This window comes from Tepidibacter hydrothermalis, assembly GCF_029542625.1.
In the GTDB taxonomy this organism is placed as follows: domain Bacteria; phylum Bacillota; class Clostridia; order Peptostreptococcales; family Peptostreptococcaceae; genus Tepidibacter_A; species Tepidibacter_A hydrothermalis.
In genome coordinates, this window is record NZ_CP120733.1 from 3,904,965 (window position 1) to 3,925,385 (window position 20,421).

The window sequence follows — 20,421 nt, forward strand, 5'->3', positions numbered from 1 at the left end:
TATGAAAAAAAATTATATTTATAATATAGGAGCATTATGTTTACTCATACTTTTTCTATTCATATCTAGTAAGGTATTTAACTCTTATGAAATAAGAATACTTAATTTATCTGCTATTTATATAATATTAGGACTTAGTATGAATTTAATAAATGGATTCACTGGATTGTTTTCTCTAGGTCATGCTGGATTTATGGCAATTGGAGCATATACTTGTGCAATACTAACAATGTCTCCTGATATGAAAGAGATGAATTTCTTTTTAAAGCCAATAGTCCCAATGCTAGCGAATATACAGATGAGTTTTTTACCAGCAATAATAATATCAGGAATAATATCAGCTTTGTTTGGATTTTTAATAGGGGCGCCTGTTCTTAGATTAAAAGATGATTATTTAGCTATAGCGACTTTGGGATTTGCTGAAATAATAAGAGTTGTATTTACAAATATGCAGAGTATAACCAATGGAGCATTAGGGCTTAAAGGAATACCTGCATATACAAATATTTGGTGGAGTTGGGGATTTGCAATTATAACTATTTTATTCATGATATTTTTAATAAAAGGAAGCTATGGAAAAGCATTTAAAGCTATAAGAGAAGATGAAATAGCAGCTGAAAATATGGGAATAAATTTATTTAAACATAAGATGTTATCATTTGGAATAGGAGCCTTTTTTGCAGGAATAGGGGGAGCTCTTTTAGGAAACTTGTTAGGAACTATAGATCCAAATATGTTTAGATTTTTACTTACATTCAACATACTTTTAATAGTTGTTTTAGGGGGAATGGGAAGTATAACTGGAACTTGTATATCTGCAGTATTAGTTACTGTGTTAATGGAGGCGCTTAGATTTTTAGATGAAACGATAAATTTAGGATTTGTTCAAATTGAAGGAATACAGGGACTTCGAATGGTTGTATTCTCAGCTATTCTTATGATTGTAATCATATTTTATCAAAATGGATTTATGGGAAATAAAGAATTTACATGGGATATGTTCAAAAAGAAAAAAGCAGCCTATAATGTAAAGGATGTGAAGTAATGAAGATTCTAGATCTTTGTGATGTAACTATGAAATTTGGAGGATTAACAGCCGTTAATAACCTAAATATGTATTTAAATAAAGGAGAAATAATAGGGTTAATAGGTCCAAATGGGGCAGGAAAGACTACAGTATTTAACATGATAACAGGAGTATATACTCCTACAAGTGGAAATATATGTTTTGGAGATTTTAATGAAAGTATTATAAACAAAAAACCAAGTGATATAGCTAATCTAGGAATAGCTAGAACGTTCCAAAACATAAGACTATTCAAGGATTTATCTGTTATAGATAATGTATTTATAGGTGGTCACCTAAATGTTAAAAGCAATATAATATCATCAGTATTTAGAACTAAAAAATACAAAGAAGAGGAAAAAAAATTATACGATAAATCAATAAAGCTTTTAGAAGAAGTAGGTCTTAAAGATTTAATGTATGAAAAAGCATCATCACTTTCTTATGGAAAACAAAGAAGATTAGAAATAGCAAGAGCTCTTAATACTAATCCTGAGATTTTATTATTAGATGAACCAGCAGCGGGTATGAATCCAAAGGAGTCATTAGAACTTATGGATTTTATAGGAAGTATAAGAGATAAATTTAATATAACTATACTAATGATAGAGCATCATATGCAAGTTGTAATGGGAATATGTGAAAGGATATATGTGCTAGATTATGGTGAAAAAATAGCTCAAGGAATACCAAGTGAAATACAAAATAATGAAAAAGTAATAGAAGCTTACTTGGGGGTGGGATAGATGCTTAATATAAAAGGACTCAATGTTAATTATGGTGGAATTCATGCATTAAGGGATATAGATATAGAGGTTCCTAAAAATAAAATAGTAACTTTAATAGGAGCAAACGGCGCTGGCAAAAGTTCAACTTTAAGAAGTATAATGGGAATAGTTAAATCAAGTGGTACTATAGAATACGATGGAAAAAATATCAAAGATTTAAAAACTAAAGACATAGTAAAGGAAGGTCTAGTTTTAGTTCCTGAAGGAAGAAGAGTATTTCAAGACTTAACAGTGGAAGAGAATCTTATACTGGGAGCTTATACTAGAAAAGATAAAAAAGAAATAAATAAAGATCTTAATTGGATATATGAATTATTTCCAAGACTCAAAGAAAGAATAGATCAAAAAGCTGGAACAATGTCTGGAGGAGAGCAACAAATGCTAGCAGTAGGAAGAGCTCTTATGGGAAGACCTAAGCTTCTTATGATGGATGAACCATCATTGGGATTGGCTCCTTTAATAGTTAAGGATCTATTCAATATAATAAAAGATATTAATAAGATGGGAGTTACTATTCTTTTAATAGAACAAAATGCAAAAGCAGCTCTTGAAATAGCTGATTATGGTTATGTTATTGAAACAGGAAAGGTTGTTCTTAAAGGAAGAGGAAAGGATCTTTGTGAAAATGATGATATAAAGAAAGCTTATTTAGGTGAAGAAGCTGTATAGCGAATTGTATAATAGAAGCCTAAACTGGCTTCTTTTTTTTCATTTTATAATATATAATCTAATAAGGAGGTGATTGAATGGATACATTAAAGAGAAGAGAATCTTTAGAGAGAATCTTAAAAGAAAGCACTAATCCTATGAAGGGAGCAAGCCTGGCACAGGATTTAAATGTAAGTAGACAAGTTATAGTTCAGGATATAGCAATACTAAGAGCAAAAGGAATAAATATAATGGCAACACCTCAAGGTTATATAATTCCATCAATAGTGAAGGAAGATATGATAAAGGTTATAATGTCTAATCATCATTGCGGTATAGATGAAATAAAGGAAGAGTTAGAAATTATAATTGATATGGGAGCTAAGGTATTAGATGTAATAGTTGAACATCCTGTTTATGGGGAAATAAGAGGAATTATAAATATATCTTCAAGAAAAGAATTAAATGAATTTGTAGATAAGCTTGAAAGTGAAGATTCAAAACTTATATCTAGCTTGACTCATGGAACACATTTTCATACAATAGAGGTTAAAAACGATAAAGTATATCAAGATATACTTACGGAAATGGACAAAAAAGGATATTTAATGAAGAAATAAAAAAGTAGTAATTTTTTGCAAGAAGGTGACAAGACAAAAGGATATACATTTAGAATATAAAACTAGGAGAGAAGATAATGATTAGTATGATGGATGAAATACTTAAGATAAAAGAAGAAAAAAGCATAAAAATATTTGCACATAATTATCAAAATTACGAAGTTCAGCAGATTGCAGATTATGTAGGTGATTATTTAGAATTAATTGAGATAGCAAAAGATATTAATTGCGAAACTATAATTTCATGTGGAGTTAAAAGTTTGGCCCAAACTCTAAAACTTGTATCTGACAAAAAGGTTATTCTGCCTGTAGATGAAGCTGTATGTCCTATGAATTCAATGGTAAATATTGATGAATTAATAAACTTTAAAAATATGCATCCTAAATTTACTATAGTATCAACTCTTAACTCACAAATAGAGTTAAAGGCTGTATCTGATATTTGTATACCTACATCTAAAGCAGTTGAAATAGCAGAAAAACTAGATAGTGAAAACATATTATTTGTTTCTGATATGAATTTAGGTAATTATATATCTAAAAAAGTTAAAAATAAAAATATAATGTCATGGACTTCATACTGCAATATACACGATAAAGTTACTAAACAAGAAGTATTAAATATGAAAGAAAAACATCCAAATATACCTATAATAGTTCATACACAATGCAGAGAAGATGTAATAAATAGTGCTGATTATGCAGGATCTACATCTCAAATAATAGAGTATGTAAAAAATTTAAAAGACAAAAAAGTAATAATAGGAACAGAAACGGGAATACTTCATGTACTGAGACGATTAAATCCGGATAAAAAGTTTGACTTATTATCTCCAACACTTATATGCATGAATATGAAAAAAACGTCATTAGAAGATATATATAAGTGTATAACTCAAGATAAAGGACAAAATATAGAAATAGATGAAAAGATAAGATTAAAGGCATTGAACAGTATAGACAATATGATGAAATACTTAATTTAGATAGAGTTTCATAACTTGTACATTTAGGATAAAAACTTGTATAAAGGAGAATTTGTATGAGAGAATATTTAACTAAAACATTGAATGGTATGGCACTTGGTCTTTTTAGTTCTCTTATAATAGGTCTCATATTAAAGCAAATAGGAGATCTTTCAGGATTTGAGAATGTAGTTCTATTCGGAAAAATAGCTCAGTATATGATGGGACCAGCTATAGGAGCTGGTGTTGCATATTCATTGGGAGCTCCACCTCTTGTAATATTTGCATCTCTAATAACAGGAGCTATAGGAGCTGGGACTGTTAATATAGTTGATGGAGTAGCCACTCTTAGAATAGGAGACCCTGTGGGAGCTTTTGTTGCATCTTTAATAGCAGCGGAAATAGGAAGATTACTATCAGGAAAGACTAGTATTGATATAGTTTTGATTCCTGCAATTGTTATTTTAGTAGGCGGATTTGTAGGTATATTTATAGCTCCAATACTATCTTCAATGATGAGTAGTTTAGGAAATTTTATAAATAAAGCTACAGAATTAAAACCTATACCTATGGGAATAATTGTAGCTGTAACTATGGGGATAATACTTACACTTCCTATAAGTTCAGCGGCTTTATCTATTGCACTTGGTCTTAATGGATTAGCAGCGGGAGCTGCACTTGTTGGATGCTGTTGCCAAATGATAGGATTTGCAGTTGCATCTTATAGAGAGAATAAGATTGGAGGACTTATATCTCAAGGACTTGGTACATCTATGCTTCAAGTTCCAAATCTAATTAAAAATCCTCTAATATGGATACCTCCTATAATAGCAAGTGCTATACTTGGACCATTATCTACTACATTGTTCCACATGAAAACTAACAGTATAGGTGCTGGTATGGGAACTAGTGGGCTTGTTGGTCAAATATCAACTATAGCTGTTATGGGAGAATCAGCTATGCTTAGTATAATAATACTTCACTTTGCACTTCCAGCAGTGATTACTCTTATTATATCTGAGTTTATGAGAAATAAGGGATATATCAAGGATGGAGATATGAAGCTTAGAAATTAATAACTAAAACTTGTATCCTTTTTTAATGGAGTTATGACACTTATGAAGTGGATTGCTAGTATAATGCCATGGCTTGCCATGGAAGTTGAATCTACCTATGAAATGGAATCATTTTATAGGTAGATTTTTTATATATTAAAGTAAATTCTTTTATTTTCTTTCAATTTCTATGTTTAGTTTTTCCATCTTCTTATATAAAGTACTTCTATGGATTCCTAAATCCTTTGCACATTTACAACAATTATATTTATTTTTTCTAAGATAATCTAAAATAATATTTCTCTCATAATCTGTAATCAAATCAGCAAATTTATTTTTCTTTGTATCAATTTTATTTATTCTAGAATGCATTACAATATTAGAAGGCAAATGGGATAAATCTATTACATCATTTTCCACCAATGCAAAGGCTCCTTCTATAATATTATTTAACTCACGAATATTACCTGGCCACCTATGATTTAGTAAACATTCTTTTGCTTCAGACGAAATAGTTATATTTTTTTTGTACTTTCTATTTAAATCATTGAGAAATTTTTGTGCAAACAACAATATATCATCTTTTCTATCTCTTAATGGAGGAATTTGAATATTAATAACATTTAAACGGTAAAATAAATCTTCCCTAAACTTTCCTTCTTTAACCATCTTCCACAAATCTTGATGAGTAGCTGCAATGATCCTCACATCAATAGGTATGGTTTTGTATCCTCCAATTCTTTCTATTTCTTTTTCTTGAAGTACTCTTAATAATTTAGCCTGCATATTAAAGGGCATATCTCCTATTTCATCTAAAAAGACAGTTCCTTTATTGCCTAATTCAAATTTTCCTTTTCTACCACCTTTCTTTGCTCCTGTAAAAGAACCTTCTTCATATCCAAATAATTCAGATTCTAATAATTCAGAAGGAATAGCTGCGCAATTTATACGAATTAAAGGCTGGTTTTTTCGATTACTGGCATAGTGTATAGAATTTGAAAAGACCTCCTTACCTGTTCCAGTTTCTCCTGTTAATAGAACTGGGAAATCATTTTTTGAGGCTTTCTTGGCAATGTTTTTTATAGATACAAATTTTTCATCTTTGCCTATTATATTTTGCATTGAATATTTACTACTTCCTAATCTATGTAATTCATTTTTATAGTATTGTAATTCATTATCTTGATTTTTTATTTTTTGAGCAAGGTTTATAGTTTGTAGCTTAAATTTTATTTGAGCTACTGCTCCAATTATTTCATTATCTTTTTTTACCGGAGACCTGCTAGTAACCCATACAAATTTATCTGCATTAATATTTTGATTCTCTGAAAATGTATGAACAACATTTGTTTCCTTGAGACCTGTATTTGGAATTTCATCCATTTTTGAATTTGGAATCAGTTCCTTAACATGTATACCAATAGATTTTTCTCTAGTTGTACGTAAAAAAGTGCAATATGTTTTATTAATATCTATGATAATTCCATTTTTATCTACAACAAGAAATCCATCTTCGCTCATATCTAAAATTTCATCATAAACTGATATATATAGTTCTGGATTATTAATTCTATTGTTTTTATTAAATAAATTCATAAATAATGCTCCTTTAAATAGTAATTAAGTCAAAGTACATATAGAAAAGGTTAATTTTGTATCATATATTAAATATTTCAAAATATTTGTTATAAAACTAATATTACTAAAAAAGCATATAAAAGGGAAGAAAATTGTAAAAATAAACTGTCTTTTTTTTGAGACAGTTTGTTTAAAATATAACCCTATAAACACATTTTTATTTGTGAAAACATTAAAATGACAAGCTTTTACAGGAAAGTGTCTACAAAAGGCTACAATTCTACAAAAGTAGACACCATTATTTGTAATATATAGGATGTGTTATACATATTTCGTTGTTTATCTATTGTCAAAATAAAAAAAATTATTTTTAATAATAATTATTATATTCTTGAAAGCTGTTATTTAAACGGTTTCGAACATTATTATAATTAAACAATTGATAAGAGTTTATTTAATAAGATATTTTGGCATGCTTGTTGCTTTAAAGTTTTATGTGATTAATTACAGAAAGAAGTTAATAAAATAACAACAACATAATAAAAAATTGCTAGGGGGATTATTTATGTCGGTTTTAGGAATTATAATTTCTTTGTTACTATTAATGTTCATTGCATTTAAAGGATATTCTGTAATATTATTTGCACCTGTTTGTGCTTTAGTTGGAGTTTTACTTACTGGAGGAGGGGCATTACTTCCAACTTATACAGAGGTATTTATGAAAGGTGGTATGGGATTTGCAGCAAAGTATTTCCCAATATTTTTATTAGGTGCAGTATTTGGAAAGTTAATAGAAGAAACTGGAATAGCAAAAGCTATTGCATGTTTTATATGTACGAAATTAGGTACTAGAGGATCTATTTTATCAGTTGTACTATCTTGCGGGATTCTTGCTTATGGTGGAGTAAGTGCATTTGTGGTTGTATTTGCAGTATATCCGATCGGTGCTGGGATATTTAAAGAAGCAGATATACCGAAAAGATTGCTTCCTGGTGCACTTGCATTAGGAACTCTAACATTTGCTATGACGGCATTACCTGGAACGCCTCAGATACACAATATTATTCCTACTTCTTATTTTCATACAGATGGATATGCTGCATCTGAATTAGGATTAATTGTTGCATTAGGAATGTTTGGATTTGGGATGTTATGGTTGGAAACTAGAAGAAAAAAAGCTGCAAAAGCTGGTGAAGGATATGGAGAAGGACATATAAATGAGCCTGAACTAAAGGAAGATGAAAAAGAAATTAAACCATTATTTGCATTCATTCCTTTATTTACAGTATTAATAAGTTACTTTGTATTAACAAAATATGTTTTCACAAAAAGTATGTATGATAATTTGCCAAAGGAAGAAATGGCAACTTTAGTTGCAAAATATGGAGAAGGTTTTACATCTTCAGCACCAATATGGTCATTAATTATGGCTATTACACTAGGAATAATAATGGTAATAATTATTGGATATAAGAATATAGGAAGTGGCAATAAATTAAAAACTGCATTGTCGGCTGGGGTATCAGGATCTTTACTTGCTATTATGAACACATCTTCAGAAGTTGGTTATGGAACAGTTATTAAAAGCTTAGCAGGTTTTGAATATATCAAAAATGGTCTTATGTCTATTGATTTTGGAACTCCACTTGTATCGGAAGCTGTAAGTGTAAATATTCTTGCTGCAATAACAGGTTCTGCATCTGGAGGAATGAGTATTGCTCTTGCTTCTATGGGAAACAGATATTATGAATGGGCTTTACAAACTGGATTAAATCCAGAATATCTTCATAAAGTTGCATCACTTGCTTCAGGAGGGCTTGATTCATTACCACAAAATGGTGCAGTTATAACTCTATTAGCAATATGTGGACTTACACATAAAGACTCATATAAAGATATTTGTATGGTTTCAGTAATTATTCCATTTGCTTGTACTTTTGTAGCAATATTTGCAGGAACAGCATTAAATCTATTTTAAAATAGCTGATTAAGGTATTTAGTTTTTTCAATAATATATTCGATAGAGGAGGGGTTTAAATGGCAAAATTTATTTCATCTAGAGAGGCAATTGATTTAATTAAAGAAGGAAATACAGTAGGTGTTGGTGGTTTTGTAGGATTTAGTATTCCTGAAGAGTTGCTTACTAGTTTAGAAGATAAATATGTAAATGAAGGATGTCCTAAAAACCTGACAGTTTTTAATTGTGCAGGTATTGGAGATAAAAATGGTAGAGGTATGGATCATTTTGCACATGAAGGATTGGTAAAAAAATTGTATTGTGGTCACGTTGGTTTAGCTCCAAAACTAGGGGAGTTAGCTGCTCAAAATAAATTTCCAGCTTATATGGTACCACAGGGAGTTGCATGCCACTTAGTAAAGGCTATAGCAAGTGGATCTCCAGGTTTATTGACTCATGTTGGATTAAAAACTTTTGCAGATCCAAGACTAGAGGGATGTAAAGCAAATAAGGCAGCCGAAAAAGAAGATATTGTAGAACTTATGAATATAGATGATAAAGATTATTTATTCTATAAGTCATTTCCAATAGATGTATGTTTTATTAAAGCCACTACTGCTGATGAAAAAGGCAATCTCTCTCTTGAAAAAGAAGCGGTTCGTGCTGATCAACTGAGCATTGCTACTGCTACTAAAAATTCAGGTGGAATAGTTATTGCTCAAGTTGAAAAAGTATGTAGATATGATTCACTAAAAGCTGCTGATGTAGCTGTTCATAGTCATTTAGTTGATTATGTTGTACTTGGTTCACATGAACATAATGTACAATCATTTGCAACAAAAGAATATATACCAGAATGGTCTGGAGAAATAAGAGGACCTTCTGGGAAATTAAAACCAGTTGAAATATGCCCTAAGAAAATTATTGGTAAAAGAGGAGCCTTTGATCTTAAGAAAGGTGGATTAATTAATTTAGGTATAGGTGTGCCAGAATATGTTGCAATGTCAGCAGATGAAGAAAATATTTCAAATGAGATTACTCTTACTATAGAGTCAGGAGTTATGGGAGGAGTACCAGCAAGTGGTTTAGGAATAGGAGCTACATATAATCCAGATGCTATTCATGTTCAAGAGCAAATTTTTGATTTGTATGATGGAGGTGGAATAGACGTTGCTTATTTAGGAGCTGCTGAAATAGATAAGGATGGAAATGTTAATGTAAGCAAATTTGGGGGAAAAGTTGTAGGACCAGGTGGATTCATTAATATATCTCAAAATGCAAAGAAAGTAGTATTTTGTGGAACATTTAAAGCTGGTGGACTAAAGACTGAAATAGCAAATGGTAAAATTACTATTTTACAAGAAGGTAGGAGTGTTAAGTTCAAAGACACTGTAGAACAAATAACTTTTAGTGCTGATTATGCAAAGGAATCTGGTCAAGAGATTTTATATATAACAGAGAGAGCAGTTTTTAAATTAACAGATAATGGACCAACTCTTATAGAAATTGCACCTGGTATTGATTTGCAAAAAGATATTTTAGATCAAATGGAATTTAAACCATGTATTTCAGATGATTTAAAAGAAATGGATTTACGAATATTTATAGATGAAAAAATGAATATTGAAATTTAGAAAAGATAAAAGTGTATAGATTTAAAATCAATACACAGTAATCAAGGGAGGTTTATAAAATGAATTTTGATTTTACTAATGAACAAAAAATGGTGAGAGAAGCTATAAGAAAATTTGTTGAGAATGAAATTGCACCAATAGCTGCAGATATTGATGCTCGTCATGAATTCCCAATGGAAAATATAAAAAAGCTAGGACAATATGGATTCTTTGCTATACCGTTTTCTACTGAATACGGTGGTGCTGGAGGAGATGAAATATCTAAAGCTATTGTTCTAGAAGAAATAGGGAAAAAATGTGGAGCTACTTCAGGAATCAGTTCTGTTCATTATCTACCTACAATGTTAGTTGATAAATATGGTACTAAAGATCAAAAAGAAAAATATTTAAACAAATTAATTACTGCTGAATATATAGGCGCATTTGCACTTACAGAGCCAAGTGCTGGTTCAGACGCATCAAATGTTCAAACTACAGCAGTTTTAGATGGAGATGAATATGTTCTTAATGGAACTAAATGTTTCATTTCAAATGGAGGGGTTGCAGATTTTTATATAGTTCTTGCAATGACTGATAAATCAAAAGGAATAAAGGGAATATCTGCATTCATTATTGAAAAGGATACTCCAGGATTCAGTATTGGAAAGATTGAAGATAAATTAGGAATATGTGCATCTGCAACAGCAGAGTTAATATTTGAAAATTGTAAAATTCCTAAGGAAAATTTATTAGGTAAAGAGGGCAGAGGATTTATTCTTTCTATGGTAGGTCTTGATAGTGGAAGAATAGGAATGGCGTCACAAGCATTAGGTTTAGCTGAAGGAGCTATGGAAGAGACTGTGAAGTACTTGAAAGAAAGAGAACAATTTGGAAAACCTCTTATAAAAATGCAAGGTCTACAGTGGTATTTAGCAGAAATGGAAACTAAGATAGAAGCTGCTAGAGGATTAGTATATAAGGCTGCATATTTAAAACAAACTGGAAAACCTTATACAAAAGAAGCTGCTATAGCTAAGTTGTTTGCATCTGAAGTAGCTATGTTTGTAACTCATAAAGCTGTACAAATGCATGGTGGCTATGGATTCATGAAAGAGTATCCAGTTGAAAGAATGATGAGAGATGCAAAGATTACTGAAATTTATGAAGGAACTTCAGAAATTATGAAGATTGTTATTGCAAACCAAATTACTAGATAATTTTTAGTTAAACATAATCAAGGAGGGTAAATCAATGAAAATAGTTGTTTGTGTAAAACAAGTTCCAGATACAAATGAAGTACGAATTAACCATGAAACAGGAACTTTAATTAGAGATGGTGTTCCAAGCATAATCAATCCAGATGATAAAAATGCTTTAGAAGAAGCTTTAAGAATAAAAGATAAATTAGATGATGTAAATGTAACGGTTCTTACAATGGGACCTCCTCAAGCAAAAGAATCTTTAAATGAAGCTTTAGCTATGGGAGCAGATGAAGCTATTCTTTTAACAGATAGAGCTTTTGCAGGTTCTGATACATGGGCTACAGCAACTATTCTTGCAGCAGCTGTTGAGAAAATAGGAGATTATGACATTGTTTTCTGTGGAAGACAAGCTATAGATGGAGATACAGCACAAGTTGGTCCCGAGATGGCTGAGTTCTTAGATCTTCCTCAAATCACATATGTACAAGACTTGGAAATTAAACAAGAAGATAAAAAAGTAGTTGCCAAAAGAGCAATAGAAGATGGTCAATACATAATAGAATCTTCAATGCCAGTGGTATTAACAGCTATTAAAGAATTAAATGAGCCAAGATATATGTCTACTTGGGGAATATTCCAAAATGTTAAGAACAACCCTGTGAAAGTAATGACTCTTGATGATCTTGAAATTGATATAACACAAATTGGTTTAAAAGGTTCTCCTACTAATGTGTATAAAACTTTTGTTCCTACAAATAAATTTGAAGGAGAAATACTACAAGGCGATACAAACAGAGAAAAAGCAGTACAATTTATGTTGAAAATGAAGGAAAAACACATTATATAGGGAGGGTATAAGAATGGCTAGAACAAAGGTAAATCAACCAATTAATTTAGATGAATATAAAGATATATGGGTAATCATAGAACAAAGAGAAGGTAAGGTATTAGATATAGGTCTTGAACTATTAGGAGAAGGTAAAAAGTTAGCTGAGAAAGTAGGTAACAAACTAGTAGCTGTACTGTTAGGACACAATAATGGAGATAGTGCTAAAGAGTTAATAAAATATGGAGCAGATAAGGTTATTAGCTTAGATCATAAACTATTAAAAGTATATACAACAGATGCATATACAAAAGTAATTAGTGATATTATCTTTGACAAAAAGCCAGAATCAGTACTAATTGGAGCAACAACTATAGGACGAGATTTGGGACCTAGATTAGCAGGAAGAGTAGGAACTGGACTTATAGCAGATTGTACAAAATTAGAAATTGATGAGACTGATGGAAAAGTACTTCAAACAAGACCTGCTTTTGGTGGTAACTTAATGGCAACTATTATTTGTCCTAAGAACAGACCACAAATGGCAACAGTAAGACCGGGTGTTATGGAAAAGGCTGATTATGATGAATCAAAAACAGGAACTATAGAAGAGATATATGTTAAATTAGAGGATAAAGATATTAGAGCAAAAGTAGTTGATGTTATAAAGTCTGCAAAAAATCATGTAAGTTTGACAGATGCAGAAATTATTGTAGCTGGTGGTAGAGGAGTAGCTGGAAAAGAAGGATTTGAGTTGATTGAAAAACTTGCTGAAAAACTTGGCGGAGAAGTAGGAGCATCAAGAGCAGCTGTAGATAGTGGATGGATTGGTCATGATCATCAAATAGGTCAAACAGGAACAACTGTAAGACCAAGACTTTATATAGCTTGTGGTATTTCAGGAGCTATTCAACATCTAACAGGTGTGAAAGACTCAGATATTATAGTAGCTATAAATAAAAATCCTGAAGCACCTATATTTAAAGTTGCTCACTATGGAATAGTAGCTAATTTATTCGATGTAATTCCAGAAATTATAAATGAACTTGATAATGATGAAAACATTGAGTGCGCATTAGTATAATAATGATTTTAAAACAATTAAAAAGTTAGTTAGAAAATAGTTTCTAAAGTTAAAATACATATTATTAGGGGGAATCAAAATGGTAATAGAAAAAAGTGATTTTGGGAAATTTCAAGTAGGATATAAAGATTCTTTTACAAGAGAGGTTACACAATCTACAGTTGATAGTTTTGTAGATGTTAGTGGAGATGTGAACCCTATTCATGTTAATGAAGAGTATGCAAAGACTACTAGATTTAAAAAACGTATTGCACATGGTGTGATTAGTGCAAGTTTTATATCTTCTCTTGTAGGATTAAAAATGCCAGGAATAGGGGCTATATATGTATCACAGACATTAAAATTTAGAGCACCAGTATTCATAGGAGATACACTTACTGTTACGGGAGAAGTAGTAGAAAGAGATGAAGAAAGAAAAAGAATAAAGATTCAAACTGATGTTACAAACCAAGATGGAGTTCTTGTAACAACAGGACATGCAGTAATGATGCATGAGTAATAAATTACTTATATTAATAAAGAAGATACATAATCCTATTATGTATCTTCTTTATATAATAAGGCATTAGAAAAAAATCAGAAAATTCAAAAAAATAATTGAATTTTCTGAAAACTATGATATAATAATATTAACAAATACATAAAGAACAGGAGATGATACCACCAAAGATAACAGATTAAACTATAGGGAGATAAATATTTATATAAGGGGTGATTGAAAAGATATATAAAATTACAAATAATTAAAGAATATTAAAAATAAAGGAGTGAGTCCACCAAAGAATGAATAGTTCACATAATGGATCAACATAAAAAAGCTAGTTCTTAAAGATAAATTTTAAGGATTAGCTTTTTTGTGTTGAAAAAAATATGATAGTATTGAGTATAAGAACTAGATTAACATAGTTTTTAGGAGGAATTTATGGTAAATAAAGAACTTAAAAAATATATTGAAGAAAATATTTTGCCTATATATCATCATCTTGATGATGCTCATAATATCCATCATGCAAGAGATGTTATAAAAAAATCTATGAAGCTCTCAAGCTTTTTTGATAATATAGATGAAAATTTAGTATACGCTATTGCAGCCTACCATGATGTTGGACTAGCTTCAGGAGATAGAAAAAAACATCATATAGAATCGGAGATATTTGTAAGAAAAGATAATAATCTTAAAAGATTTTTTAGTGACGAAGATATAGATATAATTGCTATAGGTTGTAGGGAACACAGAACATCTTCCAAAGACACTCCTTCTTCAATATATAGTTGTATAGTGAGTGATGCAGATGGAACAGACCCCATTGATATAATGATAGAAAGAGCATATAATTATGCTGATAAAAACTATAACTCTGAAATATTGAAGAATAATAATGAGATATATGAAGATATATATGCTCATTTACTTAATAAATATGGAAAGAACGGCTATTGTAAATATCATCTAAAAGAATCATATAAATTATTTAATAAAAAAGAGATTGAAGATATATTAGATGATAAAGAATTATTTGGAAGTATATACGATGAAGTAATAAGGTAAAAATAATATATATTATTATTTTTTTTATAAAGTAAAAATATATATTAAATATGATAGTTTTTGATATAAAAATCAAATGTAAATTTATTGTTGTAATTGGGTGATTTTTGTAATAAAGTATTCATAAAGAAAGTCTCATTTTGTGTTTTTTTTGTCAACTCAAAGATACCACAAATAGAGGCTTTTTTTATAAAAAATTGTTTTTAAAAAAGATAATTATAACTTATTATGGGTAAAAATAATATTAATATTGAAAGATAAGAATATAATTGGAGGTAAGTATGGATATATACATTGCAAGGCAACCAATTTTTGATAATAAATACAATGTAATTGCATATGAGCTATTATATAGAGATGGTGACGGAAATTTTTTCAATGGCAATGTTTCGGATAATGTTGCAACCTCTATATTACTTGTAAATAGTTATTTTAATTTTGGTATTAATAATTTAGTAGGAGAATCTAAAGTTTTTATTAATTTTGATAGTCATCTAATAAAATCAGATATAGCAGAACTATTAAATAAAGATAAAGTAGTAATAGAAATCCTAGAAACTGTAGAACCCGATAAGAAATTATTAAGAAAAATAAAAAGACTTAATGAATTAGGATATACATTAGCAATTGACGACTATACAACAGATTATAAATATAATGAAATTACTAAATCATGTGATATTGTTAAAGTTGATTTTATGGAGAACACTAAAGGAGGAATAGAATCACTTGTAAAACAATTGAAAAAATCAGGGAAATTAATACTTGCTGAAAAAGTAGAAACTAAAGAAGAATTTGAATGGGCAAAATCTATTGGATTTGATTATTATCAAGGATTTTATTTTTCAAGACCTTCACTTCAAAAAGGAAAAGCATTATCAGAAAGCGCTCTTCAATATGTAAGGGTTATGAATGAGCTAAATACACCAGAACCAAGCTTTAGAATATTATCAGATATAATAGGACTTGATCTATCTTTAACTTATAAACTTTTAAAGTTAGTAAATTCAAATGGTAGACTGTTAAATGAAATAACATCAATACAACAGGCTATAGCAATACTTGGTGTGAATGAACTTACAAGATGGTTATCTTTAGCCATGGTTCAGGATATGTGCAAACAAGAAACTAGCGAGGCTGTAAAGTGTGCTATGATAAGATCGAATCTTTTAAAAGAAATTGCAATACATTCTGATCTTAAAGAGTATGTAGAAGAATTATCTTTATTAGGAACACTTTCAATAGTAGATACTGTACTTGAAACAAATATGGATGAAGCATTAAAACCTATACCAATTTCTAAAGAGATGAAAAAAACACTTTTAGGTCAGCAAACAATATATAGTGATGCTATGGCGCTGTGCTTTGCTTATGAACGAGGTGTATTTGATGATATACGTAAGTCAGCCTCTAATATAAATTATAATATTAAACTTCTTTCTAGTCACTATCTTGCTTCTGTTAAATGGGCAGACAAGATGTTTGAAGAATTAAAAAATGATTTTTATTAGTAATCTTATTGGTATAAAGAAAATAGAAATATACAACCTGAAATTTCCCAGGAAATTACAAAATATGATTTTTAAATTGCAATCTTTTATTTTTATGATAAATTCAAACCTAATTCATCTAAGAACAACACTGAGAAAATCGACAAGTCGAAAAATATATTTATTATATATTAAAATCACGTATATAATAAATATATTTTTTGGTATACTAGTAATAAAATTTAATATATGAAATATTTAGAACATAAAGAAAAACTTAATATTAGAATTAAAATTTGGAAGGGGGATATACGTGAGTAAATCTAAAAACATACTTACAGCATTACTTGTCGTAGTGATAGTTACAGTGGTTGGATTTTTTTCTCAAATAATTACTTTTCTATCAGATTACAACTGGTTTAAAGAAGTGGGGTATACATCTACTTTCATAAAACAGATATTTGCAAAATTATATATAGCGGTTCCTATATTTTTAATACTAGCAGTACTGATATATATATATTTAATAGGAATAAAGAAAAGTTATTATCTACATATGAATGTAATAACTTCTAAAGAAGAGGAAAAGCCTATAAAGATCATAACTTTATTAGGAACGATTATTATATCTTTACTTTTCAGTTTAAAAATATCATCAAACTTATGGATGGAAATACTTCAATTTAAAAATGCAACGTCATTTAACATAAAAGATCCTATATTCAACCATGATGTCTCATTTTATGTATTTAAGCTACCGTTAATAAATCAGATACTAAATATACTGGTAGGATTATTAGTATTTTTATTTATAATAACTATTTTATATTATCTAATGTTAGCATCTTTTAAGAAACTAAATAAATTTGATGACAATGTTAGAAATTTAAATGATATGTCCAATATAGGGGATACATTAAAGAATGTTGTAAATCTTGCATTAAATCAAATAGCAGTCATAGGAGTTGTATTCTTTATAATACTAGCTATTAAAAGTTATTTGGGATCATTTGAACTGCTTTATTCTCCAAGAGGAGTTGCCTATGGAGCGAGTTATACAGATGTTAATATAAATCTATGGGTATATAGGTTGTCTGCGATAATATCGTTGGTATCAGCTATATTTGTTGTAGTAGCTTATAAGAAGAGAAGATTAAGAACACTACTTATAGGACCTATCCTGTTAATTGTTATAAGTATAGGTTCAACTATAGTACAAACTGGAGTTCAAAACTTCATAGTATCTCCAAATGAGATAGCAAAAGAAAAGAAATTCTTAGAGTACAATATAGATTACACTAAAAACGCATATAATCTAAAAGAAGTAAAAGAAGAAAACTTCTTAGCAGAACAAAATATAACTATAGAAGATATATTAAAAAATGAACAGACATTAAGTAATATAAGTATAAATGATTATAGACCGACTAAAGAAACCTATAATCAGCTTCAAACATTAAGACCGTATTATAACTTTAATGATGTAGATATTGATAGATACATGATTGATGGTAAGTTGAATCAAGTGTTTTTGTCTGCTAGAGAGATAAATCAAGATAGATTAGATGAGCAAGCGCAGACATGGCTTAATAAACATATAAAGTATACACATGGATATGGACTTACTATGTCGCCAGTAAATGAAATAACACCTGGTGGAGAGCCAAAGATGATTATAAAGGATATACCTCCTGTGTCTTTAGTAGAAGGATTAAATGTTGAAAGACCAGAGATATACTTTGGAGAGCTTACTAATGATTATATAGTTACAAATACTTCAGAAAAGGAATTTGATTATCCTAAAGGAGAAACTAATGCTTTTTCTGAATATAAAGGAAAAGCAGGTATAAATCTTACTCTATTTAATAGAATATTATACAGTATAGATCAAGGAAGTTTGAAATTCTTAGTTGCTTCAAGTATAGATTCTAACAGTAAGATAATACTTAATAGAAATATAGAAAAAAGAGTTAAAAAGATAGCTCCGTTTTTATCATTTGATGATGATCCATATTTAGTGGTATCTGAAGGAAAGATGTACTGGATGATAGATGGATATACGTATACATCTAAATATCCATACTCTCAACCATATTCAGACAACCGTATAAACTATATAAGAAACTCATTTAAAGTTGTTATAGATGCTTATGATGGAACTACAGATTTTTATATAGCTGATAAAAATGATCCTATGATAAATACTTATGCTAAGATATTCCCAGATTTATTTAAATCTATGGATGATATGCCAGAAGGTATTAAGAGTCATATAAGATATCCTCAAACTATATTTGATATACAAGCTAAGATATATGAAACTTATCATATGAAAGATACTGAGGTGTTTTATAACAAGGAAGATAAGTGGGAAGTAGCTAAGAAATCTAAAAATACTCAAAGTCAAGAAGAAGGTGAATCTTTAGATATAGAATCAAACTATATAACTTTCAAATTGCCTAATGAGGATGAGGCTGAGTTTTTACTTACTATACCATATACTCCACAAAGAAAACAAAATATGACTGCATTATTTGTAGCGAGAAATGATGAGGATAAGTACGGTCAGCTTATAGTGTATAAATTCCCTAAGGACAAAAATATATTAGGTCCAGAGCAAATAGAGGCAAAAATTGATAAAGATCCTGAAATATCTAAGGATTTAACTCAATGGAATACAGGTGGTTCTACTGTTATAAGAGGAACACTTCTAACTATACCTATTGAAAATTCTATACTATATGTTGAACCTTTATATATTAAATCTGATTCACAAAACAGTATACCAGCAGTAGAAAAGATATTTGTAGCTTATAAAGACAAGGTTGTTATGAAGGATACTCTAGAACAGGCATTAAATACCATGTTCAAATCAGATAACCAAAATGTTATAATAGACGAAACACCAGATGAATCTAACGTTGACTTAGATAAAAATCAGTTGATCAAAAAGGCTAATGATTTATACAACAAAGCTGGAAGTAGTTTAAAAGATGGAGATTTTGAGGCTTATGGAAGATATCTAAAGGAACTTGGAGATGTATTAAATAAGCTAGCAAAGTAATATAAATTTAAGGAGATTAAATATGGATAAGACATTTAAGATGTTACAAGACGCTCAAGTAGATATAGCTAAATATGGTATGAACATTTTAGGATCAATACTTATAGTAGTAATTGGGATGTTCTTTTCAAAAAAAGTAAAGAGCATAACTACCAGGTTTTTAAAGAAATCTAATGTAGATAAATCATTGATATCATTTGTATCACAGCTTGTGTATGTACTGTGTGTAGTATTTGTTAGTGTATCAGCACTTAATAATCTAGGAATGTCTACAACTTCGTTTGTAGCTGTTCTAGGAGCATCGGGATTTGCTGTTGGCCTTGCATTTCAGGGCACTCTATCAAATTTTGCATCTGGAATATTGATACTTATATTTAAGCCGTTTAGAACAGGTGATTATATACAAGGAGCATCTACAGAGGGAAGTGTTGAGGAAATACAAATATTCAATACAATACTAAAAACTCCTGATAATAAAACAATAATAGTTCCAAATTCTAAATTAACATCAGATAATATCACAAACTTTACACTACAAGATAGAAGAAGAATAGATTTTATATTTGGAATATCTTATGATAGTGATATAAGAACTGCAAAAAATATTATTAAAAAAGTATTTGATGAAGATGAGAAAATTTTAAAAGATCCACAACCTATAATTGGAGTTCAAGAACTTGCAGATAGCTCTATAAATATAGCAGCAAGACCTTGGGTTAAAACGTCTGATTATTGGGATGAGTATTATGCTTTAATGGAAAAAATAAAGTACGAGTTCGATAAACATGGAATTGAAATACCATATCCTCAGAGTGTTGTGTACCATAAGCAGCTTAAAGCGGAAAAATAAACCATAAAATAGAATAAAAAATATAGAAAATGCCTACACTTAATTTGTATAGAAGTTTAAATTAAG

17 protein-coding genes are annotated in these 20,421 nt (G+C 29.6%); 16 read left to right on the forward strand and 1 reads right to left on the reverse strand.

What is annotated here, in order from left to right; genetic code table 11:
- The first annotated feature begins 1 nt into the window (after nt 1).
- From P4S50_RS18455 to P4S50_RS18480, 6 genes are all read left to right on the forward strand, one after another.
- Nucleotides 2–1,045 (forward strand): branched-chain amino acid ABC transporter permease, encoded by a 1,044-nt coding sequence (locus P4S50_RS18455; RefSeq protein ID WP_277732280.1) that lies wholly within the window; start codon nt 2–4, stop codon nt 1,043–1,045.
- On the forward strand, nt 1,045–1,812 hold the full coding sequence (locus tag P4S50_RS18460) for an ABC transporter ATP-binding protein (protein WP_277732281.1): 768 nt from the start codon (nt 1,045–1,047) through the stop codon (nt 1,810–1,812). The genes P4S50_RS18455 and P4S50_RS18460 overlap by 1 nt, the downstream gene beginning before the upstream one ends.
- Nucleotides 1,813–2,523: an ABC transporter ATP-binding protein gene (locus P4S50_RS18465; RefSeq protein WP_277732282.1), complete on the forward strand. Its 711-nt coding sequence runs from the start codon at nt 1,813–1,815 to the stop codon at nt 2,521–2,523. It abuts the gene before it with no gap.
- Between the two features lie 77 nt (nt 2,524–2,600).
- Complete coding sequence (locus tag P4S50_RS18470; RefSeq protein ID WP_277732283.1) at nt 2,601–3,122, forward strand: transcription repressor NadR; 522 nt, start codon at nt 2,601–2,603, stop codon at nt 3,120–3,122.
- A 77-nt stretch (nt 3,123–3,199) separates the two neighbouring features.
- Nucleotides 3,200–4,108: a quinolinate synthase NadA gene (locus tag P4S50_RS18475; RefSeq protein WP_277732284.1), complete on the forward strand. Its 909-nt coding sequence runs from the start codon at nt 3,200–3,202 to the stop codon at nt 4,106–4,108.
- A 56-nt stretch (nt 4,109–4,164) separates the two neighbouring features.
- The gene (locus P4S50_RS18480) at nt 4,165–5,163 is read left to right on the forward strand and encodes a PTS sugar transporter subunit IIC (protein ID WP_277732285.1); all 999 of its coding nucleotides are present in this window, start codon (nt 4,165–4,167) and stop codon (nt 5,161–5,163) included.
- 150 nt (nt 5,164–5,313) lie between these two features.
- Here the strand turns inward: P4S50_RS18480 and P4S50_RS18485 are convergent, their stop codons facing one another.
- Complete coding sequence (locus P4S50_RS18485; RefSeq protein WP_277732286.1) at nt 5,314–6,738, reverse strand: sigma-54 interaction domain-containing protein; 1,425 nt, start codon at nt 6,736–6,738, stop codon at nt 5,314–5,316.
- A gap of 547 nt (nt 6,739–7,285) precedes the next feature.
- Here P4S50_RS18485 and P4S50_RS18490 point away from each other — a divergent pair.
- The 10 genes from P4S50_RS18490 to P4S50_RS18535 all read left to right on the forward strand — a co-directional run bounded on the left by P4S50_RS18490 (nt 7,286) and on the right by P4S50_RS18535 (nt 20,355).
- Nucleotides 7,286–8,698 carry a GntP family permease gene (locus P4S50_RS18490; RefSeq protein ID WP_277732287.1) on the forward strand — a complete coding sequence of 471 codons (1,413 nt, stop codon included), beginning with the start codon at nt 7,286–7,288 and terminating at the stop codon, nt 8,696–8,698.
- 59 nt (nt 8,699–8,757) lie between these two features.
- A complete protein-coding gene (locus tag P4S50_RS18495; RefSeq protein WP_277732288.1) occupies nt 8,758–10,311 on the forward strand; it encodes an acyl CoA:acetate/3-ketoacid CoA transferase in 1,554 nt (517 codons plus the stop codon).
- A gap of 59 nt (nt 10,312–10,370) precedes the next feature.
- On the forward strand, nt 10,371–11,507 hold the full coding sequence (locus P4S50_RS18500) for an acyl-CoA dehydrogenase (RefSeq protein ID WP_277732289.1): 1,137 nt from the start codon (nt 10,371–10,373) through the stop codon (nt 11,505–11,507).
- Between the two features lie 34 nt (nt 11,508–11,541).
- A complete protein-coding gene (locus tag P4S50_RS18505) occupies nt 11,542–12,339 on the forward strand; it encodes an electron transfer flavoprotein subunit beta/FixA family protein (protein WP_277732290.1) in 798 nt (265 codons plus the stop codon).
- Nucleotides 12,340–12,352: 13 nt separating this feature from the next.
- A complete protein-coding gene (locus P4S50_RS18510) occupies nt 12,353–13,402 on the forward strand; it encodes an electron transfer flavoprotein subunit alpha/FixB family protein (RefSeq protein ID WP_277732291.1) in 1,050 nt (349 codons plus the stop codon).
- Between the two features lie 79 nt (nt 13,403–13,481).
- Nucleotides 13,482–13,901 carry a MaoC family dehydratase gene (locus P4S50_RS18515; RefSeq protein ID WP_277732292.1) on the forward strand — a complete coding sequence of 140 codons (420 nt, stop codon included), beginning with the start codon at nt 13,482–13,484 and terminating at the stop codon, nt 13,899–13,901.
- A gap of 423 nt (nt 13,902–14,324) precedes the next feature.
- Entirely contained in the window at nt 14,325–14,951 is a 627-nt protein-coding gene (locus tag P4S50_RS18520; protein WP_277732293.1) for an HD domain-containing protein, read from the forward strand.
- A 281-nt stretch (nt 14,952–15,232) separates the two neighbouring features.
- The gene (locus P4S50_RS18525) at nt 15,233–16,462 is read left to right on the forward strand and encodes an EAL and HDOD domain-containing protein (protein WP_277732294.1); all 1,230 of its coding nucleotides are present in this window, start codon (nt 15,233–15,235) and stop codon (nt 16,460–16,462) included.
- 292 nt (nt 16,463–16,754) lie between these two features.
- The gene (locus tag P4S50_RS18530; protein WP_277732295.1) at nt 16,755–19,505 is read left to right on the forward strand and encodes a UPF0182 family membrane protein; all 2,751 of its coding nucleotides are present in this window, start codon (nt 16,755–16,757) and stop codon (nt 19,503–19,505) included.
- Between the two features lie 22 nt (nt 19,506–19,527).
- Nucleotides 19,528–20,355: a mechanosensitive ion channel family protein gene (locus P4S50_RS18535; protein ID WP_277732296.1), complete on the forward strand. Its 828-nt coding sequence runs from the start codon at nt 19,528–19,530 to the stop codon at nt 20,353–20,355.
- The last annotated feature ends 66 nt before the right edge of the window (nt 20,356–20,421 follow it).